Raw genomic sequence first — 23,502 nt, forward strand, 5'->3', positions numbered from 1 at the left:
CGTGCGGGGTGCGAGAGGGAGCTAAGACGCTAAGAACCGGCCTCCGGCGTAGCCGGCGCATCGCTGTCCCGCAGCTCCTCCAGGCGGGTGAGGCTGTCGCGGGCCGACTCCCGTTCCTCGGCGGTGAGCGGGATCGCGGCGGCCTCGGCGAGCGCCGTCGCCGCGGTGGCGGCGTCGCCCAGGCGTCCGGCGACATCCGCACGCAGCACGAGGAGGCCGAGGAGCTGTACGGGCGTGGGCCGCTCATCGAGGCTCAGTGCCCGGTCGATGATCTTGACGGCCGCGGCCAGGTCCTCCTTCGAGTCTGCCTGGAGCGACGCGTGATGCAGGGCGCGCGCGAAGGTTTCCTTGGGGGCGGGCCGGTGGTGCAGGTCCGCGCTCGTCCGCTGCCCGATGCGGAGGCAGTTGCCGCCCGGATCGGTCATGAGGAACTGCCGCATACCGTACGACGTGTCCTTCAGCGTCCCGATCCGGGGAAGCCCACGGGTCGGGATCTTCCCGTACGCCGCCTTGAGCCCAGCCCGGAAGGCATCGTGCAGTCCGTCGACGTCATCGGTCACGACATAGCAGGTGCTCAACGAGTCGGCCGGATCGTACTGCTTCACCCCGAAGAACTGGAGCTCAACGCCGCCCCGCTGCACCACGGCGAACGGGTTGGGGCTCTTCTGCTGGAAGGTCACCTCGAACCCGAGGGCTGTGTAGAAGTCGAGAACGGGCTGGATCGTCGGGCACGGCAGGAGCGGAATGGTTTTCTCAGCCATGCCGCGACTCTAGTCAAAGTTGAATAGAGAGGGAACGGGTTTTTCCGGCTCTTCGTGGAGGCGATGGGTCGACCGCCCTGGCGACGGGGCCGTGCCACGTACGGCGCGCGGGAGAGTCCGAACGCGACCGTCAGCGACTCCGGCGGGCGTTGAGCCGGGCGGCCTGGCGCGTCAGGTGGTCGCGCTCGGCGAGGTTGGGTGCCTTCCGGGCCGCCTCGGCGTACAGCCGTGCCGCCGTCGCCAGGTCGCCGTCGCGCTCGTGGAGGTACGCCGCCACCGCGGTGTGGCGGGGCAGTGCGTCGTCCAGCGCCGCGAGCGCCGCCAGGCCGGCGCGCGGTCCGTCGGCCTCGCCGACGGCCACCGCGCGGTTGAGCCGGACGACCGGGCTGTCGGTCAGGCGCGCGAGCTCGTCGTACCACTCGACGATCTGCACCCAGTCGGTCTCCTCGGCGGTGGGTGCGTCGGCGTGGAGCGCCGCGATGGCGGCCTGGGCCTGGAACTCGCCCAGCCGGTCGCGGGCGAGGGCCGCTTGGAGGATCTCGACCCCCTCGGCGATCGCCTCGGTGTCCCACCGGCCGCGGTCCTGCTCGGCGAGCGGCACCAGGCTGCCGTCCGGCGCGGTCCTGGCGGCGCGCCGGGCGTGGTGGAGCAGCATGAGGGCGAGCAGCCCCGCCACCTCGGGGTGGTCGATGGTGGCCGCGAGCTGCCGGGTGAGCCGGATGGCCTCGGCGGCGAGGTCGACGTCGCCGGAGTAGCCCTCGTTGAAGACCAGATAGAGGACGCGCAGCACGGTGGCGACGTCGCCGGGCTGGTCGAACCGCACGCCGGAGACGGTGCGCTTGGCCCGGCTGATGCGCTGCGCCATGGTCGCCTCGGGCACCAGGTAGGCCTGGGCGATCTGGCGGGTGGTCAGCCCGCCGACGGCACGCAGCGTGAGCGCGACCGCGGACGACGGCGTCAGCGACGGGTGGGCGCACAGGAAGTAGAGCTGGAGCGTGTCGTCCACCGCGGGCGCGGGTCCGCGCGCCGGCTCCTCGTAGACGAGGTCCTCACGCCGGCGGCGGGCGCTTTCCGCCCGGGTCGCGTCGAGGAACTTGCGCCAGGCCACGGTGACCAGCCAGCCCTTCGGGTCCCGCGGCTGGTCGGCCGGCCAGCCGCGGACCGCCTCGACCAGTGCGTCCTGCACGGCGTCCTCGGCCGCCGCGAAGTCGGCTCCGCGGCGGACGAGGATGGCGAGCACGCTCGGCGTGAGGCTCCGGAGCAGGACCTCGTCCATCGAGGAGGTCACTCCGTGATGGTGGGCGGCGCGGTCAGGAACGGGCGCAGCTCAAGCCACTCGTGGATCGGCTTCCCGCCCGCTCCGGGGGCGGCCGACAACTCCCCGGCCAGTTCGACGGCGCGCTCGTAGCTGTCGACGTCGATCACCATCCAGCCGGCGATGAGGTCCTTGGTCTCGGCGAACGGACCGTCGGTGACCGGCGGGCGCCCCTCGCCGTCGTACCGGACCCATGTCCCCTCGGCGGCGAGCGCCTGACCGTCGACGAACTCGCCGGTCCCCTCCAGCCGGGTCGCGAAGTCCTGCATGTACTGCACGTGGGCCGAGATCTCCTCCGGCTTCCACTGGTCCATGGGTACGTCGTTCACCGCTGCCGGGGCGCCGCGGTAGTGCTTGAGCAGCAAGTACTTGGCCATGATGGTTCTCCTCGGTGCTGGTGCGAGCCATTGTGGTCGCGTTCACCCCGGGGACGGAGCCGGCCACGGGATCTCGACATCGCCGGCAGAATTTATTTTTGGCCCGGGACGCCTCTCAGGCGGAGAACTGCCCGAGCTTCACGGCTGAGACGAACGAGGACCAGTTGCCTGCCGCGAATATGAGCGCCGGACCGTCCGGGTCCTTGCTGTCACGGACGGGGACGAGGCCGTGGGGTTCGGTGAGGGCGCGGGAGAATTCGAGGCACTCCCCGCCGTTGGCGTCGCTGTGGGACGACTTGACCCACGTGAAGTCGCGCGTGAACTCGACGCAGTCCCCGCCGTTGGCGTCGCTGTGGGACGACTTGAGCCACTTGGCTCCGGCGAGATCCAGGTCGGCACTCATGCGCGGTACTCCTTCAACAGAGTCTTGATCAGGGCCACTGATCGATCGGGGGACCACGCGTGCGCCCTGAGCAGATCGTAGTCATCCAGGGCGGCGTCGACCGTTTGTGCGGAGTCGTGCATCCTGCCTCCTACCCGCGTCTCCGTGTAGAGCACCGGGCGGGCGTCTGTGAAGCGGAGCACGATGAACGGCTTCGCGTGCGCGGCCGGAGCACCCGCCGAGAACGGCATGACCTGAAGTCTGACCTGCGGCGACGCGGCTGCCGTCAGCAGATACTCAAGCTGTCCGGCCATGACCTCTCGGCATATGGGTGCGTGCCGGTATCGCGGCAGGTCGCAGACTTGCGCACGGCCGCTTCAAGCACCCCGATTCTATTGCCCGTTGCGTTGTCCGGGTGACCAATTGCCTACACCCGGTATCCATCCGGGTGTGACCGTCAACGACACGCACAGACGGAGTGGACGACATGACCGACGCTGTCGCGCGGCTTCTGCCGTGGACGGGCCCCGGGGGTAAGCCGTGCTTTCTGGTGAGCGACGGGACCGGGTACGTGTCCCGCGTCGCCGACAACATCGAGGTGGCGCAGCTTGAACTGGCAGCCGGACTCGTCAAGGAGGCGCGACGTGTCCTTGCCGGCCGTGCCTGGACGCCAGGGGAACTTCACCTGCTGGCCGTCGAGTTGATCGATGCGCTCGCCGATGTGCACCGGGTCGCGGAGAGCCGGGGCGCACGCCTGCCCGCGTCCGACCACGACCCCGAAGTGATCGGTGCGGACGGCGAGTGAGACCGGGCCCCGCCCTCCCGGCCAACACCGTTGCGGCATCCATGCGTTCGGAGTCCAGGACGACGGATGGTTCATAAGATCAACCGGTGCCTCCTGACATATCGCTGTTCACTCTGACTCTGCTCTGCCTGGCCGCGCTCGCGGCGGGCTGGATCGACGCCGTGGTGGGCGGTGGCGGACTGCTGCTGCTCCCCGCCCTGCTCGTCGGCCTGCCGCACACCCCGGTCGCGTACGTCCTGGGGACCAACAAGTCCACCGCCATCGTGGGCACCACCGCGGCCGCGGTCACCTACGTCCGCAAGGCCCCGATCGATGTGCGCACCGCGCTGCGCATCGGCCTCGCCGCGGTCGCCGGTTCACTGGCCGGGGCGTTCTTCGCGGCGGGTATCAACAGCGCGGTGCTGCGACCGCTGATCATGGCCGTCCTGCTGGCGGTGCTGGTGTTCGTCCTGGTGCGGCCGGCCTTCGGGACCGCCGCCGTTCCCTCCGGGCCGGTCTCCCGCATGCGCATCGCGGCGGCGATCCTCGTCGCCGGCCTGGGCATCGGCTTCTACGACGGGCTGATCGGGCCCGGGACCGGTGCGTTCCTGATCGTCGCGCTCGCCGCGGTGCTGCACATGGACCTGGTCACCGCCTCCGCCACCTCCAAGGTCGTCAATGTCTGCACCAACCTCGGATCGCTGACGATGTTCGCGATCCAGGGCACCGTGCTGTGGCAACTCGGCGCTCTGCTCGCGCTGTTCAACTTCGCCGGCGGCATGGTGGGCGCCCGGATGGCCCTCAAGCGGGGTGCCGGATTCGTCCGCGGGGTGCTGGTGGTCGTGGTCGTCGCGCTGCTGTGCAAGCTGGGTTACGACCAGTGGCTGGCGGTTTGACGGTGGTGGGCGGGCCGACGGGCGCCGACGGTGGCGGACGGGCCGGCAGTGGCCGGTCGCCCGGCCCGGTTCGGGGGCCCACCCCCGTGGGGCGCCCTCTGCCAGGTCGGCCCCGTCGGCCCGGCCGGCCCGTCCGCCCCGTCCTCCCCACCCCCGCTCAGAACCGGCAGCGGTACATCCGTGCCATGTCCCGCACCGCGGGCAGCTTCGCCGACATCCGGGCCGCCAGCCGGCTGCCCGCCGACAGTTCTTCGATTCCCGGGATCTCCATGGCGCTGATGTTCTCGACGATCTCCAGCTCCGGCCTCAGCGCCGCGATCCCCGCGGTGTCCGTGCCCCAGTGGAGCCGCGCACCGGCCTTCACCACGGGGCGGTTGAGCCACTGGACGCGGATCGCGAACCTGCTGAAGGCGTCGAAGGCCAGCTCCCCGCTCGGCACCCGGTCCATCAGCCGCCGCAGCAGCGCCGTACCGTCCTCCTCGGTCAGATACATCAGCAGCCCCTCGGCCACGATCACCGTCGGCCGGTCCGGGGGAATCCGTGCCACCCACGCCGGGTCGGTCACGGACGACGGGATGGTCGTGTAGCCCGCGCGCTCCGGGTAGAGCTGCCGCCGCAGGGCGATGACCTCGGGGTAGTCGACGTCGAACCACCGCACCCCCGGGCCCGGGTCCAGGCGGTGGGCACGGCTGTCGAGGCCGCAGCCCAGATGCACCACCGTCGCTTCCTCGTGCCGGGCGAGGAAACCCGCGGTCCAGACGTCCAACTGCCGGGCGCGCAGCGCCACTCCGGCGGCATTGCCGCGGCTCAGCCGCATCCTGCTGAAGTCGTAGTCGAGCCGCTGCACGGTTTCGGCGGCCAGGGTGTCGCCGAGGATCGGCCGCTTGGCGCGGCTGTCGAGCGCGCGGCCGTAGAGCGTGGCGAGGAGGGTCTCCTTCTCCTCGGTCAGATGCACCTTGGGACGCGGGTCGGTACGCGGGTTGGTACGCGGACTGATCATGGAGTAGAGACTACTTAAGATTCAGAAAAATGTGAAGACTCAGAATTCTGGACGGCGGGGGAGGTGGGGGCGGTAGGGGCGGCTCTATCTCGGGTCCGTCCCCGCGAGCGCCGAGGGGCGTGCCCCGGCCGGGATCTCCGTGACGGCCGTCAGCAGTACCGCCGAGTCCTCCACGGCCAGCAGGCCGTGCCGCTCGCGCGGTGTCATGGTGACCTGACCCGCCGTCAGTTCCTCGCCGCCGCCCGCCCCGGTCAGCCGGACCCGCCCCCGCAGGACCTGCAGGCTCGCCGCCGGGGGCGCGTTGTGTTCGTCCAGCGCGGCGCCCGCGACCAGTGCGATCACGGTCTGCCGCAGCCGGTCGTCATGCAGGAAGAGACGGGCGCTGCGGCCGTGCGCGGAGGCCCTGGCTTCGTCGAGCTGCTGGCGGGCGAGCGCATCGAGATCGTCCATGATGCTGGCCTTTCGCGGGTACGGACCGGCGGCTGGGCTGCCCTTTCCATCGTTGCCGGTGCACGGGGGGACGCAACCGGGGGAGCCCGCCCAAGGGCCGCGGGGCCCGGCGGACGGGGCGGGACGGCGTCCGGGTGCATACCGCAGCGGGGCGGGCCCGGCTCTTACGGGATGATCATCACGGTCCGTACGATGCGAGGCGGTCCCGTGCCGTCGGCCGAGCCTGCTCGTCCGGCGCGGTCCCACCGTCCCGTCCGTACCCTCCCGTCCCCCACCGCGAAGGATGCGCACCCGTGGCCGACCCGACTGCCCTGAACGACCCGCCCGACCCCACCGGGCGGCAGGCCGGATTTCTGACCGTCATGACGACCATCGACAGCGAGACCAAGGCCCGGAAGCTGGCGCGCGGGGCGATCGAGGGCCGGCTCGCCGCCTGTGCGCAGATCAGCGCGCCGGTGACCTCGGTGTTCCGCTGGGACGACGCGGTCGAGGCCAGCCAGGAATGGCAGGTGCTGTTCAAGACGGCCCAGGCGCGCTACGAGGCGCTGGAGGCCTACCTCCTCGACGCGCACGACTACGACACCCCCGAGATCATCGCCACCCCCATCACCCGCGGTGGCGCCGGCTATCTGTCCTGGGTCGCAGAGGAGACGAGCTGAACATGGAGCGCGACACCACGGAACCCGGCGCCACGCCGCGAGTTCGCCGGGCGCGGCCCACCCGGAAGCGCTGGATCAGGGCCGCGACGGCCGTGGCCGGAGTAACGGTGTGCCTGGCCACCGCAACCGTCGGCCACGCCGTCAACGAGGCCCGGAGCGCGGCACCGAGCACCGGCAAACCCAGCCCCGCCCCCGACGACCCCTGGACCAGCCGGGACGCCGCCGCCTACTGGACGGCCGACCGGATGGCGGCCGCCGCACCGGCGGGCAGTGACACCCCGGCCCGGCCCACGGCCCCCACCCCACCCACCGCCACGACCCGGTCCGCCGCACCGAAGGGAACCACCGCCGCGGCCCGCGCCGGCCGTACCGCCCGGCACTTCAACGGCGTTCCGTCCGTCGGTGTGCTGTTCTCCGTCGACGGGGACGCCAAGGCACACCACTGCACCGCGAGCGTGGTGCACAGCCCGCACGGCAATCTGATCCTCACCGCCGGGCACTGCAATCCGGGAACCCGTGCCGCTTTTGTCCCGCAGTATCGTTCCGGCGCGGCCACCCAGCCGTACGGGGTGTGGGCGATCGAGCGGACCTTCGCCTACCCCGGCCGCGGCACCACCGGCGCCGGGGCAGACCTCGACTTCGCCTTCGCCACCGTCGCCCCCGGCGAGGACGGCGACACCATCGAGGAGGTCACCGGCGGCAACACCCTCTCCCCGACGCCCGGTTACACCAACGACGTCACCGTCATCGGCTACCCGAACGTCCGGAACGACCCCGAGGACCGGGCCGTGCGCTGCGCGACCCGCACCAGCCGGCTGACCGGCACCCGCGAACTGCGCATGGAGTGCGGCGGGTTCTACGGTGGCACCTCCGGTAGCCCCTGGCTGAGCGACTTCGACGAGGAGAGCCGGACCGGCCGGGTCATCGGGGTGATCGGCGGCCTCAACGGCGGCGGTCCCAAGGGCCCGGACGCCGACCGGATCTCCTACAGCCCGTACTTCGGGTCGAAGGTCCTCAACCTCTACGCCCGCGCGGCCCAGAAGTGACCGCGGGGTGACGGAGGCGCCAGGTCGGTCGTCCCCCTCCCGCCCGTCCCACGACGGGAGTTCGACGACAGGCCCTACCGGCGGTCCGCCGCCAGCGCCTCCGTCACCCCCTTCTCGTGCGGCCCGAGGAACTGCGGATCGGGCCGCAGCAGTGCGTCGGCCGCCGCCTTCCCGGCCGCGAAGATCTCCCGCACACCGCCGTACGCCCAGGTCACATCGCGCTTCGCCGCCACCGCGACGCCGTCGGAGTCGACACCGGCCGCGCTGCACAGCGCCAGCGCGCGCCGGATGTGGAAACCCTGGCTGACCAGCACGGCCCGGTTCACACCGAAGATCCGGTGGGCACGGCTGCAGGAGTCCCAGGTGTCGAAGCCCGCATAGTCACTGACGATCTTGTGCCCGGGGACGCCGTGCCGCAGCAGATAGCTGCGCATGGCGTCCGGCTCGTCGTAGTCGTGCCGGCTGTTGTCGCCGGTGACCAGGACCGCCCGGACGGTGCCCCGTTCGTACAGCGCGGCGGCCGCGTCCAGCCGGTGGGCGAGGTACGGCGACGGCGCCCCGTTCCACAGGCCCGCGCCGAAGACGATGGCGACCGGCGCGGAGGGCGCGTCCGCGACGTCGTGCACCCGGGGGCCGGCGGTCGCGTTCATCCAGGTCGCGGGCGCCAGCGCCAGCACCGTCACCGCCACCACGGCCTGGAACGCACGGCGCCGGCCACGCCGGGTCCGCGGCAGCCGTACGCGGCGCACCCCGCTCCGTATCCGCCGCACCAGCCCCGGTACCGGCCCTCGCATCCTCTGCCCCCGTCCCCGACCGCGTCGGCTCGCGGTCGATCTCGCAGGCTGCGACGCCGGGTGCACCGGGATGGTTGCAGCGGCGGCCTGGCATCGTGACAGAGGGAGCACCCGCTATCCGGAGAGGAACGCACCACCATGACCCGCGAGCCCGAGCGGCTGCCCTTCTTCGTCTACGGGACGCTGCGGCCCGGCGAGGCCAACTACGACCGGACCCTGCGCGGCCGGACCGCGGCCGAGGAACCGGCCCACATCGGCGGCGCGCTGCTGTACGACGGCCCCGGATACCCGTACGCGACGGCCGGACCCGCCGACGCGGTGGTGCACGGCGCCCTGGTCCGGCCCCGCGACCCCGACTACGACGAGGTGTGCACGCTCCTGGACCGGCTGGAGGGCTACACGCCCGGCGACCCGCACAACCTCTACGAGCGGGTGGCCACCGAGGCCGTGTGCCCGGACGGCAGGACCGTACGCGCCTGGGTCTACCTGGCGGCCGCACCGCTCGCCGCCCGGCTGCGCGCCACCGGCACCCCCATCGAGGGCGGCGACTGGCCGGCCTCGCGGGCGGCGGCCGGCTGACCGGCTCCTCCGCGGACCGCGAACGGCACCCGTCCGCCCCGGGCGCCGCCGCGGCAGCCGACCCCGCCCCGGCTAACCTGGACGACTCCTCGCGTACCGGGGCTCCCAGCCGTACCGGGGCTCCCTCCCGTACCGGGGATCCTTTCCGTACCGCAGAACAGGTGTGACCGCGTGGCTTCCTCCCCGTCCTCCCCCTCCGCCGCAACCGCCCACGAGCCGCTGCCCAAGGCGGAGCTGCATCTGCACATCGAGGGCACTCTGGAGCCCGAGCTGGCCTTCGCGCTCGCCGCGCGCAACGGTGTCGAGCTGCCGTACGCCACCGAGGACGAGCTGCGCCGCGCCTACTCGTTCGCCGATCTGCAGTCCTTCCTGAACCTCTATTACGCGCTGATGGCCGTGCTGCGCACCGAGGACGACTTCGCCGACCTCGCCCACGCCTATCTCGCCCGCGCCAGGGAGCAGGGCGTACGGCACGCCGAGATCTTCTTCGACCCGCAGGCGCACACCGCGCGCGGCGTCCCGATCGGCACCGTCATCAACGGTCTGGCCCGCGCCCTGGACAGCGCCCCGGAGACCTATGGCATCAGCACCCGCCTGATCATGTGCTTCCTGCGCGACGAGAGCGCCGAGTCCGCCCTGACGACCTTCGAGGCGGCCCGCCCCTACTTCGACCGGATCACCGCCGTCGGCCTGGACTCGGCCGAGGTCGGGCACCCGCCGTCGAAGTTCAAGGAGGTCTTCGCGCTGGCGCGGGAGGCCGGGCTCAAGTGTGTGGCGCACGCGGGGGAGGAGGGGCCCGCCGCCTACGTGTGGGAGGCCCTGGACGTCCTCGGCGTGGACCGGATCGACCACGGGGTGCGCTCCCTGGAGGACGAGCGGCTGGTGGCCCGCCTGGTGGCGGACCAGGTGCCGCTCACCGTCTGCCCGCTGTCCAACGTCCGGCTGCGGGTCATCGACGACCTCGCCGACCACCCGCTGCCCGCGATGCTGGACGCCGGACTGCTGGTGACCGTCAACTCCGACGACCCGGCCTACTTCGGCGGCTACGCGGACGACAACTTCACCGCCGTACGCGACGCCCTCGGCCTCGGCCAGGACACTCTGCGCACCCTCGCCCGGAACTCCTTCCGCGCCTCCTTCCTCGACGAGTCGACCCGCGAGCGGTACCTCAGGGAAGTGGACGCACACCAGGCGTAGCCCCCGGGCGGCAGCGGCGCGTGAGATGTCCGCTGCCGCCCGGCCTGTTCCCGGGGCGGAGCGGATGGCAGCCGGACGGAACACGGAGTTCCCCGCGGGGAAACGAAGCGGCAACGCCCGGCTGCCACGCTCAGGCCATGACGGCGCCGATACCGCACCTGCCCTCCGCCCCCCTCGGCACGGAAGACCTCGCCGCCGAGATCACCGCACAGCTCAGCACCCAGCTCTGCCGCGTCCGGCTGCGGGGCTTCCAGCCTCCGGAAACGCCGGGCCCCACCCTCGTCGCCGTCGCCCACGGCAGCCGCGACCCCCGCGCGCTGCCCACCGTCCGGGCGCTGCTCGACCGGGTCCGTGCGCTGCGCCCCGGCCTGGCCGTCAGGCTCGGGCACATCGAGCTGAACCGGCCGCTGCTCGCCGACACCCTCGCCGGGCTGCGCGGCGAAGCCGTCCTCGTACCGCTGCTGTTCGGCCACGGCTACCACGTCACCCACGACCTGCCCGCCGCGCTGGTGGCCGCACCGCAGCTGACCGGCCGCGTCGCCGGCCCCCTCGGGCCGCACCCGCTCCTCGCCGAGGCGCTGCACGGCCGCCTGCTGGAGGCCGGTTTCCCCGGGGCCCCGTCCCCGCGCACCGCCGTGGTCCTGGCCGCCGCCGGCTCCCGGGCCCCGCGGTCCGCCCGGGACACCGAGCGCACCGCACAGCTGCTCTCAGCCCGGCTCGGCGGCACCCCCGTCCTGCCCGCCTACGCCTCCGCCGCCGCCCCCACCGTCGCCGACGCGGTCCGTACGCTGACCGCCCGCGGCCACGACCGGATCGCCGTCGCGAGCTGCTTCACCGCACCCGGCCGCTTCGCCACCCAGTGCGCCGACGCCGCCCCCGGGACCGCCGCCGCGCCCCTGGGCGACCACCCCGCACTGGCCCGTCTCGTACTGCACCGCTACGACCAGGCGCTCCTCGCACGGACCGGATCCGACCCCGCGAGCGTCCGGGCGGCTACCGTCGCGGTATGACGGGCACCTCACCGACCATCCCCGGTTACTCCGCGGCCGACCTCGAGCGCTGGGTTCCCGAGCCCGACAAACGGCCGGGACGCACCGCCTTCCAGCGCGACCGCGCCAGGGTGCTGCACTCCGCCGCGCTGCGCCGGCTGGCCGGCAAGACCCAGGTCGTCACCCCGGGCGCGCACACCCCCGCCTGGGACGCCAGCCCGCGCACCCGCCTGACCCACTCCCTGGAGTGCGCCCAGGTCGGCCGGGAGCTGGGCGCGGCCCTCGGCTGTGACCCGGACCTGGTCGAGACCGCCTGTCTGGCGCACGATCTGGGCCACCCGCCCTTCGGGCACAACGGCGAGCAGACGCTCAACGAAGTCGCCGCGCCCTGCGGCGGCTTCGAGGGCAACGCCCAGTCGCTGCGGCTGCTGGCCCGTCTGGAGCCCAAGCGGTTCGTGCCCGCCGAAGACGGCTCGACGGTCAGCGTCGGGCTCAACCTCAGCCGCGCCGCCCTCGACGCGGCCACCAAGTACCCGTGGCCGCGCGGCGGACACCCCACCGACCCCGCGTCCCCGAAGTTCGGGGTCTACGAGGACGACGCGCCGGTCTACGCATGGTTCCGGCAGGGCGCCCCCGACGGGGCCCAGAGCTTCGAGGCGCAGGTCATGGACTGGTCCGACGATGTCGCGTACTCGGTGCACGACGTCGAGGACGGGCTGCACGCCGGACACCTCGACCCCAACCTCCTGCTCGCCGACGCCGAACGCGCCGAGATCTTCGCGGTCGCCGGTGAGCGCTATGCGCCCGGCGCCGGCCCCGAGGAGCTGGCCGCGGCGCTGGACCGCCTCCTGGAGCAGGAGTGGTGGCCGCACGGCTACGACGGCTCCGCGCTCGCCCAGGCCCGCCTCAAGGACGCCACCAGCCAGCTGATCGGCCGCTTCTGTCTCGCGGCCGAGGGCGCGACCCGGGCCCGCTGGGGGACCGGACGGCTCACCCGCTACGGAGCGGAGCTGGTGGTTCCGGCCGAAACCCGGCTGGAATGCGCCGTTTTGAAAGCCGTCGCCGACCGCTACGTCATGCAGCGACCCGACCAGGAAGCACTCCGCGCCGACCAGCGTGTCGTCATCGCCGAACTGGCCGAGGCGTTGCTCGCCCGCGCCCCCGACGGCCTTGATCCGCAGTTCCGTTCACTGTTCGACACGGCACCCGACGACACCGCACGGATGCGCGCCGTCATCGACCAGATCGCGGCCCTGACCGACACCTCGGCCCGCTCGCTGCACGCCCGTCTCACCCGGCGCCCCGGTCACCGCGAGGCAAACCAGGGGTGACCCTGGGGGAAAGCCCCTCTTCCCCCCTCACGCTCCGTGCGGGACGCTCGGACCCGACCGTTTTCGAACGGAGCACCCTGACAACAGCGAACAGCGAGCCCTGACGACAGCGCACGGGAAACCCCGGTCGGCCGACAGCGAACGGGAACCCCGGCCGACCGCGATCGGGAACCCCGCCGCCGCCGACGACATCAACGGGGGAGAGCACACCGGGGGGACATGGGGGCGTTCACGGACGCGCACGCGGACGTACGGCACCGCAACGAGGAGGAAGCAAGTGGTCGACGCACACCAGACGTTCGTCATCGTCGGGGGTGGCCTGGCCGGCGCAAAGGCCGCGGAGACGCTCCGCGCGGAAGGCTTCACCGGCCGGGTGATCCTCATCTGTGACGAGCGCGACCACCCGTACGAGCGCCCCCCGCTCTCCAAGGGGTACCTGCTCGGCAAGGAAGAGCGCGACAGTGTCTTCGTCCATGAACCCGCCTGGTACGCCCAGGCACACATCGAGCTGCACCTGGGCCAGCCCGCCGTCCACCTGGACCCCGGCGCCAGGACCGTCCGCCTCGGCGACGGCACCCTGATCGTCTACGACAAGCTGCTGCTGGCCACCGGCGCCGAGCCGCGCCGCCTGGACATCCCCGGCACCGGCCTGGCCGGTGTGCACCACCTGCGCCGCCTCGCCCACGCCGAACGACTGCGCGGCGTCCTGGCCTCCCTCGGCCGCGACAACGGTCATCTGGTGATCGCCGGCGCAGGCTGGATCGGCCTGGAGGTCGCCGCCGCGGCCCGCTCCTACGGCGCCGAGGTCACCGTCGTCGAGGCCGCCCCCACGCCGCTGCACGGCATCCTGGGCCCCGAACTCGGCGGCCTGTTCACCGATCTGCACCGCGAACACGGCGTCCGCTTCCACTTCGGCGCCCGCTTCACCGAGATCGTCGGCCAGGACGGCATGGTGCTCGCGGTGCGCACCGACGACGGCGAGGAACACCCCGCCCATGACGTGCTCGCCGCGATCGGCGCCGCCCCGCGCACCGCACTCGCCGAACAGGCCGGGCTGGACCTCGTCGACCGGGAGGCCGGCGGCGGTATCGCGGTCGACGCGGCGCTGCGCACCTCCGACCCGTACATCTACGCCGCCGGCGACGTCGCCGCCGCCGACCACCCTCTCCTGGACAGCCGCCTGCGCGTCGAACACTGGGCCAACGCCCTCAACGGCGGCCCGGCCGCCGCGCGCGCCATGCTCGGCCAGGACGTCAGCTACGACCGCATCCCGTACTTCTTCTCCGACCAGTACAACGTCGGCATGGAGTACTCCGGCTACGCCCCGCCCGGCTCGTACGCGCAGGTCGTCTGCCGCGGCGATGTCGCCAAGCGGGAGTTCATCGCCTTCTGGCTCGGGGCGGACGGCCGGCTGCTCGCGGGGATGAACGTCAACGTCTGGGACGTCGCCGAGTCCATCCAGCAACTCATCCGCTCCGGGGCGTCGTTGGCGCCCGAGACGCTGGCCGATCCGGAGGTTCCGCTGGCCTCGCTGCTCCCGTAGCGTGCCCGTATGACGCAGAGCCCCACCGGTCCCACCGGCCCCGGCAGCACCGACGTCCCGGACGTCGTCACCTTCGACGACGTCCGGGACGCCGCCCGGCGGCTGGCGGGTGTGGCACACCGCACGCCCGTACTGCGCTCCCGCACCCTCGACGCCCTGGCCGGCGCCGAGGTCCACCTCAAGTGCGAGAACTTCCAGCGGGTCGGCGCCTTCAAGTTCCGCGGCGCCTACAACGCCCTCTCCCGGCTGTCCCCGCAGCAGCTGGCCCGTGGAGTCGTCGCCTACTCCTCCGGCAACCACGCCCAGGCGGTCGCGCTGGCCGCCCGGGAGCTGGGCAGCCACGCCGTCATCGTGATGCCCGAGGACTCCCCGAAGTCCAAGACGGACGCCACCGCCGGATACGGCGCCGAGATCGTCCGCTACGACCGCTACACCGGCGACCGTGTCGCCCTCGGCCGGCAGCTCGCCGAGGACCGCGGGCTCGCGCTGATCCCGCCGTACGAGCATCCGCACATCATCGCCGGCCAGGGCACCGCCGCCCTGGAGCTGATCGAGGAGACCGGCCCGCTCGACGCGCTGCTGACACCGGTCGGCGGCGGCGGGCTGATGGCCGGCTCGGCCACCGCCGCCACCGCCCTGGTCCCCGGTATCCGCATGATCGGCGTGGAGCCGGAGGCCGGCGACGACACTCTGCGCTCCCTGGCCGCCGGCCACCCCGTCACCATCCCCGTCCCGCACACCATCGCCGACGGCCAGGCCATCGCCACCCCCGGCGAGCTGACCTTCGCGATCAACCGGCGCCTGCTCGACTCGGTCGTCCTGGTCAGCGACGACGAGATCCGCGCGGCCATGAAGTTCGCCTTCGAACGCCTCAAGATCGTCACCGAGCCCAGCGGCGCCAGCGCCCTGGCCGCCCTGCTCACCGGCCGCGTCACCCCCCTGCCGCCCCGCATCGGCGTGATCATCTCGGGCGGCAACGTGGGGCTGGAGCGCTTCCTGGAACTGCTGGGGTGAGAGGGAACCCGCGGCGCTCGCGCCGATGCGCGGCCGGGGCTGTCCGACCCCGGCCGTAGAATTCACGCGTGGCTGGCAGGATCAACGATGACGATGTGAAGGCGGTACGGGACGCGGTCCCGATCGACGCCGTTGTGTCCGAGTACCTCCAGCTCCGCAACGCCGGCGGCGGCAACCTCAAGGGCCTGTGCCCCTTCCACGACGAGAAGTCCCCGTCCTTCCACGTCAGCCCGGCCAAGGGGCTCTACCACTGCTTCGGCTGCCAGGAGGGCGGCGACACCGTCGACTTCGTCATGAAGATCGACCACCTCTCCTTCGCCGAGACCATCGAGCGCCTCGCCTCCCAGGCCGGTATCACCCTGCGCTACGAGGAAGGCGGCTACACCCCCGGCCGCCAGCAGGGCGAGCGCACCCGCCTGGTGGAGGCCCACAAGGCCGCCGCCCAGTTCTACGTCGAGCAGCTCGACAGCCCCGAGGCCGAGATCGCCCGCAAGTTCCTCGCCGAGCGCGGCTTCGACCAGTCCGCCGCCCAGCATTTCGGCGTCGGCTACAGCCCGGCCGGCTGGGACCACCTCACCCGCTTTCTGCGCGGCCGCCGCTTCAGCGACCAGGAGCTGGTCCTCTCCGGCCTCTCCCAGGAGGGCCGCCGCGGCCCCATCGACCGCTTCCGCGGCCGGCTGATGTGGCCGATCCGCGATATCGCCGGCGAGGTCGTCGGCTTCGGCGCCCGCAAGCTCCGCGACGACGACAACGGCCCGAAGTACCTCAACACCCCCGAAACCCCCATCTACCGCAAGTCCCAGGTCCTCTACGGCATCGACCTCGCCAAGAAGGAGATCGCCAAGACCAACCGCGCGGTCGTGGTCGAGGGCTACACCGACGTGATGGCCTGCCATCTGGCCGGGGTCACCACCGCCATCGCCACCTCCGGTACGGCCTTCGGCGAGGGCCACATCAAGATCCTCCGCCGGCTGCTGATGGACAACTCCGGCTCCGAGGTCGTCTTCACCTTCGACGGCGACGCCGCGGGCCAGAAGGCCGCCCTGCGCGCCTTCGAGGACGACCAGAAGTTCGCCGCCGAGACCTCCATCGCCATCACCCCGGGCGGTATGGACCCGTGCGATCTGCGGCTCGCCAAGGGCGATCAGGCCGTCGCCGATCTCGTCGAGGCCCGCACCCCGCTCTTCGAGTTCGCGCTGCGCCATGTCGTCTCCCGGCACAACCTCGACACCACCGTCGGCCGCGCCGCCGCCCTCGACGAGGCCGCCCCCATCGTCGCCCACATCAAGAACAGCTCCATCCAGCATGAGTCCGCCGTCCAGCTCGCCGGCATGCTCGGCATCCTGGACACCCAGTTCGTGGTCAAGCGCGTCGCCCAGCTCGCCCGCTGGGCCCGCGAGCGCGGCCGTGACGGCGGCCCCGCCCAGGGCCGTCAGCAGCAGCGGCACGGTCAGCCCCCGGCCGCCGAGCAGGCCCGCCCCGCGCCCGGCCCGCGCGGCCCGGCGCTCAACCTCCGCAGCCCCGCCCACCGCGTCGAGCGGGAGCTCCTCAAGCTGGCGCTGCAGCGCCCCGACCTGGTCTCCCCGGCCTTCGACGCCTACGGGGCCGACGAGTTCACCGCCCCGCCCTACGCCGTGGTCCGCCAGTGCATCGAGGACGCCGGCGGTACCTCGGCCGGCGCCGCCGACCAGGGCTTCGTCCCCCGGGTGCGGGAGGCCGCCCCCGACGACACCGTCCGCGCCATGGTCACCGAGCTCGCCGTCGAACCGCTGCACACCCGCCGGGACCCCGACGAGGCCTACGCCGGTGTCCAGTTGGTCGCCGTCCGCCTCGCGGCCGTCAATCAGCGCGTCACCGAGATCCGCGGCACTCTCCAGCGCCTCGGCCCCCGCGCCGACCCCGAACACCTCGCGGCCGTGCAGAACGAACTGTGGGTGCTCCAGCAGTACGGCCAGTCGCTGCGCGAACGGGGATACGCGGCCCTGTAGGCCCCGGGGAGGCTCGGGGAGCCCCCGCGGTAGCCGCCCGGCAACACCCCGCGGTAGCCGTCCGGTCACGGACCGGACTCAAAAAGTGGCCGCACGCCCCTCGTGGCAGGCGTGTGTCGTACTCCACACTGAGGAGCGTTGCCTGAGTCCCCGGTGCGCGGCGGGTCCGGTCGTACCGCACCGGAATCCCCCGCGGAACCACTCGTGACGTACGGGACGGACGGCGGCTCGGCCGCCACCGTGCCCGACCTTTCTGCCGCTTCAGCAGCGATCACCCTGGAGGTCGCCCCCGTGCAGACCCAGACCCTCGCCGATGCGCCGGCCGCCACGGAACCGGACACGGAGCCGGACGTGGAGGCGGCCGCGGAGCCGCTCACCGTGCCGCAGCAGGCCGAACCACCCGCCGCCGAGATGATCGTCGAGGAGATCATCCCGGAGCCGGTGCCGCGCCCCGAGACGGGCAGCCCGTCCTCCGACCTCTTCCGCCAGTACCTCCGCGAGATCGGCCGGATCCCGCTGCTCACCGCCGCCGAGGAAGTCGAGCTCGCCCGCCGCGTCGAGGCCGGTCTCTTCGCCGAGGAAAAGCTCACCCACGCCACCGACCTCTCCTCCCAACTCGCCTTCGACCTCGACAAGTTGGTGGTCCTGGGCCGGATGGCCAAGCGCCGCCTCATCGAGGCCAACCTGCGTCTGGTGGTCTCCGTCGCCAAGCGCTACGTCGGCCGCGGGCTGACCATGCTCGACCTCGTCCAGGAGGGGAACCTCGGACTGATCCGCGCCGTCGAGAAGTTCGACTACGCCCGCGGCTACAAGTTCTCCACCTACGCCACCTGGTGGATCCGCCAGGCGATGTCCCGCGCCCTCGCCGACCAGGCCCGCACCATCCGGGTCCCGGTCCATGTCGTCGAGCTGATCAACCGCGTGGTGCGGGTCCAGCGCAGGATGCTCCAGGAGCGCGGCTGCGAACCGACGCCCGAGGAGGTCGCCGCCCACCTCGACCTGACCGGGGAACGCGTCAGCGAGGTGCTGCGGCTGGCCCAGGAGCCGGTCTCGCTGCACGCCCCCGTCGGCGAGGAGGAGGACGTCGCCCTCGGCGATCTCATCGAGGACGGCGACGCCGCCTCACCCGCCGAATCCGCCGCGTTCCTGCTGCTCCGCGAGCACCTCGACGCGGTGCTGTCGACCCTCGGCGAACGCGAACGCAAGGTCGTCCAGCTCCGCTACGGCCTCGCCGACGGCCGCGCCCGCACGCTGGAGGAGATCGGCCGGATCTTCGGCGTCACCCGCGAACGGATACGGCAGATCGAGTCCAAGACCCTCAACAAGCTCCGTGACCACGCCTTCGCCGACCAGCTCCGCGGCTACCTCGACTGAGACCGCCGGTCCCGGCCCCGCACGCCCGGCCCCGCACGCCCGGTCCACCCGGCCCGCTCACGCCTCCCGCTGGAACGCCCCCGGATAGGCCTCGTCGCGCACCGCCGCGTACTGCTGGCGCACGGCCTGGCCGACCGCCAGCTCCTCACCCGGCTCGAAGACCTGGCTCGTGGCGGCCGGCCACTGCGGAGGATCGACCCAGACGGGTCCACCGCCCGGCCCGGACTCCGCGCCGCCGGCCGGGGTGAGCGTGCCGTGCGCCACCCCCCACGCCCAGGCCGCCTGCCGGGCCGCGCCCAGCGCCGCGTACTCCGCAGGCTGCGGCACCACGACCGGCACCCCGAACAGCGCCGGCGCCACCGCCTGCACCGCGAACAGCTCCGCGGCCGCGCCCAGCAGGAACACCCGGCGCACCGCCATGCCCCGCCCCCGCAGCACATCCAGCGCGTCCGCGAGCCCGCAGAGCATGCCCTCCACGGCCGCCCGCGCCAGATGCTCCGGCTTCATGCTGTCCCGCCGCATCCCGTGCAACGACCCGGCGGTGTGCGGCAGGTGGGGCGTCTTCTCGCCCTCCAGATACGGCAGCAGCACCATCCCGTACGCACCGGGCGACGAGTTCATCGCCAGCTCGGACAGGCCCTCCAGATCCGTGCCCAGCATCTCCGCGGCACCGCGCAGCACCCGTACCGCGTTGCTGGTGTGCACCACCGGCAGATGCCGGCCGGTGGCGTCCGCGAACGAGGTGATCGTGCCGCTCGGGTCCACCAGTGCCTCGTGATGGATCCCGAACACCGACCCCGAGGCGCCCAGCGACACCACCGCGTCGCCCTCCCCGACGCCGAGCCCGAAAGCGGCGGCCATCGTCTCGCCCGTACCGGCGGAGATCAGCAGCCCCTCCGGGGTGAACCCCGCCGTCCCCGACGGGCTCAGCAGCTCAGGCAGCCGCACCTGATGGCCCAGCGCCAGCTCCACCAGATCCGGCCGGTACGACCCGGTCGCCGCCGACCAGAAACCGGTCGCCGAGGCCCCGCCGCGGTCCGTCGTACGCCGCGCGGGCCGCCCCAGCAGCTGCCACGCCAGCCAGTCGTGCGGCTGCATGACCTCCGCGATCCGGGCCGCATGCGCCGGCTCCGTACGCGCCAGCCAGCGCAGCTTCGTCACCGCATGGGTCGCCTGCGGCACCGCTCCGACGGCCTGCGCCCACGCGGTACGCCCGCCGAGCGAGTCGATCAGATCAGCCGCCGCGCTCTGTGCCCGCTTGTCATTGCCGACCAGCGCGGGCCGTACGAGATTGCCCTCGACGTCCAGCGGCAGCATGCCGTGCGGCTGCGCGGCGACACCGATCGCCTGCACCCCTTCGAGCAGCCCGCCGCCGGCCGCCTCGCCGAGCGAGACCAGCCACGCCTGTGGATCGACCTCAGGCCCCTTCTCGACGGGGTGCGGCGCGTATCCACGCCTGATGACGGCACCCGTGTCCGCATCGCAGACGACGATCCGTGTGCTCTCGGACGAACTGTCCAATCCGGCGACTATCCCCATGGCCTCAGATGATGCCCCATACGACGCATAGGGAGAGAGTCAGGGTTTGCCCGGGAGCGCCACGGCTCAGGTATTGCTCGTGCCCCAGTCGTCCTCGTCGGAGCCGCGCTGCTCGCGCAGCGAGCGGACCCGGTCGGTGACGGAGGCGGGAAGCCGGTCCCCGACCTTGGCGGAGACCGTCCCGAAGGCCTTCGACGCCGCCTCGCGCCCGGTCAGCGCGGCCGACTCGGCGGTGTTCCGGACCGCGGGATTCTGGGAGACCCGCTGGGCGGCCTTGCGGAGCTGCTCGTACCGTTCCCGGCCGGCCCGTGCGCCGAGCACATACCCGGTGGCCAGTCCCGCGATGAACGTGAGCCGGTAGCGCATTGCTCCACCTTTCCTCTCGTCGTCCCGTCCGGTGCCGGTACGCACCGGAGTGCCGGGCTGTGTCACGCGCCTACCCTCCGGGGCCGCGGATCACCCGAGGTGACCTGAGGCGATACCGATTGGCGGAGCACCCCCCTGCTTGCGCTAATGTATGTGTCGCAGCGAGCGCGCGCCGTCCGGAAGACCGGGCAGCGGTGCATTCGAGGCACACAGAGCAATCCCCTGTAGCTCAATTGGCAGAGCAGCCGGCTGTTAACCGGCAGGTTACTGGTTCGAGTCCAGTCGGGGGAGCGCGGTCCCCTGTAGCTCAATTGGCAGAGCATTCGGCTGTTAACCGGAGGGTTACTGGTTCGAGTCCAGTCGGGGGAGCAGAGAGAAGAGGACCCCACACGGGGTCCTTTTTCTTGTGCCATGGAACCGAACGGCCCGTGATCGAAGTCCTCTTGGGCGTGCGTGGTCGCGCGACGGCAGCCCTCACGGGCAGCAGATCGTATGAGCGGCTATGCTGCGGCAGACGGCGCGCACAAATGTGCGCGACGCGCCGTGGGGGGCGGTAGCTCAGCCGGTTAGAGCAGCGGACTCATAATCCGTCGGCCGTGGGTTCGAGTCCCACCCGCCCCACACACGGTTCTCCCAGGAGAACCTTTTCTACCTGTGGAAACGCAGGAACGGGGGTCACCGCTCCAGGGCGGCGGCCCCCGTTCATGCGTTCAGACCAAGATCCAGCCAGGTGGACACCCAGTGGGCGAAACGTGAGTCATGCCCGAAAGGTGCAGTGCGCCCGTGACTGGGGTGATCGCGATACGGGGGCTGTTGATCTTCGGGTGCGCGACGGCGGGGCGTCGCGGACCGGACGCTGCTGGAGCTGGATCCCCGGTGGGCCCCGGAGGCCGACGAGGGGGCTGCCTGTGGCCCACAGCGGTGCGTGAAGCGCGGCTCCCGCTGCCGCCGCGCTGGGCGACACCGATGGTTTCCGGGGCGGCGGGGTAGGCGGCAGGGCCTGTCCGGCGGGTGTGCCACCGGCTTGTCGAACAGGGCCGGGATCGGGCGGTGGTGTGATCACGTGCGAGCCAGGTTGTTCGCCCCTCTGCCGCGGCATCTCCCGCGATGCCCGCCAGCTCCGGGACCTGGGCCCTGTGACCTCCATCCCCCGTTCGCTGCTTACAATTTGACGAACTGTAAACGGGGTCCGGGGGGTCATATGGGCGGGTACTTCAAGGTCGAAGCCGACGATCTCAGTCGCGAACTCCCGCTGCACCTCCCTGCCGAAGTCCTTGTTGCCGCTCTGTGGGAACTGGCCGAGAAGATCTGGCCCGCGGGCACCGAGTTCCAGCGCGAGATCACCGGGCTGGTCCCTCTCCACGCCCAGCTTCGCCGAACTCCCTTGCTACGTCGGTTGGTTGCGGAAGATCGGTGAAACCCTCACCTTCCGCCTCGCAGCGCAGGCCGAAGAGGGTCCCCCACACCCACCGACGTCCGCTCGGTGTTCGGCTAGGAGAAGACCATGAAAAGCTCCACGAAGGTTTCGTTCCACACTACGTACCCCTCGAAGAGTGAGCCCGGCGAATGCACCTTTCCCCTCAAATGGGTCGTCAGGCCCTTCCGGGGCGAAGCATTCGCCTACGTGGCCGCGGGCACGCCCCCGAACTGGGCACTGCCTCCGGGCACCGAACCTCGCTACACCCTGTACCGCACCAAAGACACCTCAGAGCCCATAGTCGTCCTCGTGGGACAGGGAGAACTGTTCACGGTCCTGACGCCCGACCATCAGGTCCTGGCCGAGCTCCGCATGCCACCACCTGAGCAGAAGTGGCGCCGCGTCCATGAGATCGTGCGGCCGAAGCAGCCCCTTCTGCGGGCCCGCGGAGCCACCGTCAGGTCGATCATCAAGTCGGTGCTCTACCTTCCCTTCATCATTATCGAGTTCCTCCTCTACTTGACCGACGGTGACATCGTCATTGACCCTCCGACCCGCACTGCCTGGAAAACCACGGGAAGAATGTGGAACCGCACCGCACTCACGCAGAGAATTGGCTCGCCCGGTTACCGCGTCTACGGCAAACACCTCGACCACCGCATCGCCTACGCCCAGTCAGCGGCGGGCCTCTGGCGACCGGACCGTGACGACGACAGGTAGGGCCGCGCGCTTCGGCTATCGGGCGGGGCAGGTTCAGCGGCAGCTGGCCCCGCTCCGCCGTCTCGATCACCATCCAGGCGAAAGCTTGCGCAGCCAGAGGGGGCGAGCCTGGCTTCGGGCCAGGGCAGGGCCGGTCTGTTCGGCCGGCTACCCCCGCCACGCACACCGGGCGGTGTCACGCGAGGGTCACGCCGGTTCAACGTTGCGGTCATGGCCGCGCTCCCACTCTTGAGGCATCTATGAGCTCTCCAGAGAAGAGGAGGCACAGTGATGACAACCATCCGGAGGCGCCTTTCCCACGTGGTCGGCGCGTCCTTCATAGCGGCGGCACTCACCGGAACGATGGGGGCGATCGGGGTGACGGGCGCTGAACCAGCGGCCGCGAAAGCTCCGGTCCAGTCGACACAGTCGGCGCCGGCAGCACCAGCGGTCCTGTGCATCAGCAAGGTCACCGGCAAGGTCATCGATGTCGCTCCGGGCTCGGTCAGGCAGCTGTGCAGGTCCGGCGGCGGGGGTGGCGGCGGAGGCGGCGGCGGGGGTGGCGGCATCGGCGGACGGACCGTAACCGGCGCCAGCACCACGACGACCGGCGCAAGCACGACGACCGGCGCCAGCACCACCACAACCGGCGCCACCACGACGACCGCCGCCCAGACCACCACAGGCGCCACGACGACCGGTGCCCAGACCACCACCGGTGGCACGACGACCGGTGCCCAGACCACTACGGGTGCCAGCACTACCACTGGTGCCACCACCAGCACCGGTGCCACGACAACCGGCGCAACCACCACGGGCGCCACCACCATCGGTGGAGGCACCACCGGTGCGACCGGTTCGACCGGCGCGACCGGGGCCACAGGCGGCACCACGGGCGCCGGTGGCTGAGCGAACACCGTCATCACAGGCTGTCAAGCCAACAACACCCGAGGCAGACCGCGCGCTCGGCAGAGCTGCCGGCTCACGCTGAGGGGCGGGCAC

Annotated in this window: 25 protein-coding genes and 3 tRNA genes; 18 read left to right on the plus strand and 10 right to left on the minus strand. The window is 71.9% G+C overall.

The features are described 5' to 3' along the window. Window positions 1-29: 29 nt before the first annotated feature. From SLV14N_RS27365 to SLV14N_RS27385, 5 genes are all read right to left on the minus strand, one after another. Entirely contained in the window at window positions 30-761 is a 732-nt protein-coding gene (locus SLV14N_RS27365; RefSeq protein WP_263271486.1) for a VOC family protein, read from the minus strand. A 130-nt stretch (window positions 762-891) separates the two neighbouring features. Then, entirely contained in the window at window positions 892-2,037 is a 1,146-nt protein-coding gene (locus SLV14N_RS27370) for an RNA polymerase sigma factor (protein WP_263273297.1), read from the minus strand. A gap of 8 nt (window positions 2,038-2,045) precedes the next feature. Then, complete coding sequence (locus tag SLV14N_RS27375) at window positions 2,046-2,453, minus strand: YciI family protein (RefSeq protein ID WP_263271487.1); 408 nt, start codon at window positions 2,451-2,453, stop codon at window positions 2,046-2,048. A 115-nt stretch (window positions 2,454-2,568) separates the two neighbouring features. Then, a complete protein-coding gene (locus tag SLV14N_RS27380) occupies window positions 2,569-2,856 on the minus strand; it encodes a DUF397 domain-containing protein (RefSeq protein ID WP_263271488.1) in 288 nt (95 codons plus the stop codon). Next, complete coding sequence (locus SLV14N_RS27385; RefSeq protein WP_259670538.1) at window positions 2,853-3,149, minus strand: DUF5753 domain-containing protein; 297 nt, start codon at window positions 3,147-3,149, stop codon at window positions 2,853-2,855. The genes SLV14N_RS27380 and SLV14N_RS27385 overlap by 4 nt, the downstream gene beginning before the upstream one ends. Before the next feature lie 173 nt (window positions 3,150-3,322). Here SLV14N_RS27385 and SLV14N_RS27390 point away from each other — a divergent pair, with 173 nt between their 5' ends. Together SLV14N_RS27390 and SLV14N_RS27395 are read left to right on the plus strand one after the other, a co-directional pair. Continuing rightward, a complete protein-coding gene (locus SLV14N_RS27390) occupies window positions 3,323-3,640 on the plus strand; it encodes a hypothetical protein (protein ID WP_263271489.1) in 318 nt (105 codons plus the stop codon). A gap of 86 nt (window positions 3,641-3,726) precedes the next feature. Continuing rightward, window positions 3,727-4,515: a TSUP family transporter gene (locus tag SLV14N_RS27395; RefSeq protein WP_263271490.1), complete on the plus strand. Its 789-nt coding sequence runs from the start codon at window positions 3,727-3,729 to the stop codon at window positions 4,513-4,515. 157 nt (window positions 4,516-4,672) lie between these two features. Here the strand turns inward: SLV14N_RS27395 and SLV14N_RS27400 are convergent, their stop codons facing one another. Further along, entirely contained in the window at window positions 4,673-5,515 is an 843-nt protein-coding gene (locus SLV14N_RS27400; RefSeq protein ID WP_263271491.1) for a class I SAM-dependent methyltransferase, read from the minus strand. A gap of 84 nt (window positions 5,516-5,599) precedes the next feature. Then, window positions 5,600-5,965, minus strand: coding sequence for a cupin (locus SLV14N_RS27405; protein ID WP_208684415.1), 366 nt, complete (start codon window positions 5,963-5,965; stop codon window positions 5,600-5,602). A 293-nt stretch (window positions 5,966-6,258) separates the two neighbouring features. Here SLV14N_RS27405 and cutA point away from each other — a divergent pair, with 293 nt between their 5' ends. Beyond that, complete coding sequence (gene cutA / locus SLV14N_RS27410) at window positions 6,259-6,624, plus strand: divalent-cation tolerance protein CutA (protein WP_263271492.1); 366 nt, start codon at window positions 6,259-6,261, stop codon at window positions 6,622-6,624. Window positions 6,625-6,626: 2 nt separating this feature from the next. After that, window positions 6,627-7,670, plus strand: coding sequence for a serine protease (locus tag SLV14N_RS27415; protein WP_263271493.1), 1,044 nt, complete (start codon window positions 6,627-6,629; stop codon window positions 7,668-7,670). A gap of 74 nt (window positions 7,671-7,744) precedes the next feature. Here SLV14N_RS27415 and SLV14N_RS27420 read toward each other — a convergent pair whose 3' ends face one another. Continuing rightward, entirely contained in the window at window positions 7,745-8,464 is a 720-nt protein-coding gene (locus tag SLV14N_RS27420; RefSeq protein ID WP_263271494.1) for a vancomycin high temperature exclusion protein, read from the minus strand. A gap of 138 nt (window positions 8,465-8,602) precedes the next feature. Here SLV14N_RS27420 and SLV14N_RS27425 point away from each other — a divergent pair, with 138 nt between their 5' ends. From SLV14N_RS27425 to SLV14N_RS27460, 8 genes are all read left to right on the plus strand, one after another. Then, the gene (locus SLV14N_RS27425) at window positions 8,603-9,043 is read left to right on the plus strand and encodes a gamma-glutamylcyclotransferase family protein (protein WP_263271495.1); all 441 of its coding nucleotides are present in this window, start codon (window positions 8,603-8,605) and stop codon (window positions 9,041-9,043) included. Between the two features lie 171 nt (window positions 9,044-9,214). Next, the gene (locus SLV14N_RS27430; protein ID WP_263271496.1) at window positions 9,215-10,240 is read left to right on the plus strand and encodes an adenosine deaminase; all 1,026 of its coding nucleotides are present in this window, start codon (window positions 9,215-9,217) and stop codon (window positions 10,238-10,240) included. 137 nt (window positions 10,241-10,377) lie between these two features. Then, entirely contained in the window at window positions 10,378-11,250 is an 873-nt protein-coding gene (locus SLV14N_RS27435; protein ID WP_263271497.1) for a sirohydrochlorin chelatase, read from the plus strand. After that, a complete protein-coding gene (locus SLV14N_RS27440; protein WP_208684422.1) occupies window positions 11,247-12,560 on the plus strand; it encodes a deoxyguanosinetriphosphate triphosphohydrolase in 1,314 nt (437 codons plus the stop codon). Before SLV14N_RS27435 ends, SLV14N_RS27440 begins: the two co-directional genes overlap by 4 nt. 277 nt (window positions 12,561-12,837) lie before the next feature. Then, window positions 12,838-14,103, plus strand: coding sequence for an NAD(P)/FAD-dependent oxidoreductase (locus SLV14N_RS27445; RefSeq protein WP_263271498.1), 1,266 nt, complete (start codon window positions 12,838-12,840; stop codon window positions 14,101-14,103). 9 nt (window positions 14,104-14,112) lie between these two features. Beyond that, window positions 14,113-15,117: a threo-3-hydroxy-L-aspartate ammonia-lyase gene (locus SLV14N_RS27450; RefSeq protein WP_208684426.1), complete on the plus strand. Its 1,005-nt coding sequence runs from the start codon at window positions 14,113-14,115 to the stop codon at window positions 15,115-15,117. A gap of 68 nt (window positions 15,118-15,185) precedes the next feature. Next, the gene (dnaG, locus tag SLV14N_RS27455) at window positions 15,186-17,105 is read left to right on the plus strand and encodes a DNA primase (protein WP_208684428.1); all 1,920 of its coding nucleotides are present in this window, start codon (window positions 15,186-15,188) and stop codon (window positions 17,103-17,105) included. 138 nt (window positions 17,106-17,243) lie between these two features. Next, window positions 17,244-18,479, plus strand: coding sequence for an RNA polymerase sigma factor (locus SLV14N_RS27460; protein ID WP_263271499.1), 1,236 nt, complete (start codon window positions 17,244-17,246; stop codon window positions 18,477-18,479). Window positions 18,480-18,536: 57 nt separating this feature from the next. On the opposite strand, the gene SLV14N_RS27465 is transcribed toward SLV14N_RS27460, so the two are convergent. Both SLV14N_RS27465 and SLV14N_RS27470 read right to left on the minus strand, forming a co-directional pair. Beyond that, window positions 18,537-20,018 (minus strand): FGGY family carbohydrate kinase, encoded by a 1,482-nt coding sequence (locus SLV14N_RS27465; protein WP_208684430.1) that lies wholly within the window; start codon window positions 20,016-20,018, stop codon window positions 18,537-18,539. 66 nt (window positions 20,019-20,084) lie between these two features. Further along, window positions 20,085-20,384, minus strand: coding sequence for a hypothetical protein (locus tag SLV14N_RS27470; RefSeq protein WP_018088101.1), 300 nt, complete (start codon window positions 20,382-20,384; stop codon window positions 20,085-20,087). A gap of 218 nt (window positions 20,385-20,602) precedes the next feature. On the opposite strand from SLV14N_RS27470, the gene SLV14N_RS27475 reads away from it, so the two are divergent. The 6 genes from SLV14N_RS27475 (at window position 20,603) to SLV14N_RS27500 (ending at window position 23,409) form a co-directional block, all read left to right on the plus strand. Further along, window positions 20,603-20,675, plus strand: a tRNA-Asn gene (locus SLV14N_RS27475). Between the two features lie 5 nt (window positions 20,676-20,680). Next, window positions 20,681-20,753 (plus strand) — tRNA-Asn (locus SLV14N_RS27480). Between the two features lie 178 nt (window positions 20,754-20,931). Next, a tRNA-Ile gene (locus SLV14N_RS27485) sits at window positions 20,932-21,005 on the plus strand. A 580-nt stretch (window positions 21,006-21,585) separates the two neighbouring features. Beyond that, window positions 21,586-21,801, plus strand: coding sequence for a hypothetical protein (locus SLV14N_RS27490; RefSeq protein ID WP_263271500.1), 216 nt, complete (start codon window positions 21,586-21,588; stop codon window positions 21,799-21,801). 309 nt (window positions 21,802-22,110) lie between these two features. Next, entirely contained in the window at window positions 22,111-22,521 is a 411-nt protein-coding gene (locus SLV14N_RS27495; RefSeq protein WP_263271501.1) for a hypothetical protein, read from the plus strand. 270 nt (window positions 22,522-22,791) lie between these two features. Then, window positions 22,792-23,409: a hypothetical protein gene (locus tag SLV14N_RS27500; RefSeq protein WP_208684434.1), complete on the plus strand. Its 618-nt coding sequence runs from the start codon at window positions 22,792-22,794 to the stop codon at window positions 23,407-23,409. Window positions 23,410-23,502 lie beyond the last annotated feature (93 nt).

The organism is Streptomyces sp. Je 1-4 4N24 (assembly GCF_026239515.1).
Classification (GTDB): domain Bacteria; phylum Actinomycetota; class Actinomycetes; order Streptomycetales; family Streptomycetaceae; genus Streptomyces; species Streptomyces nigrescens.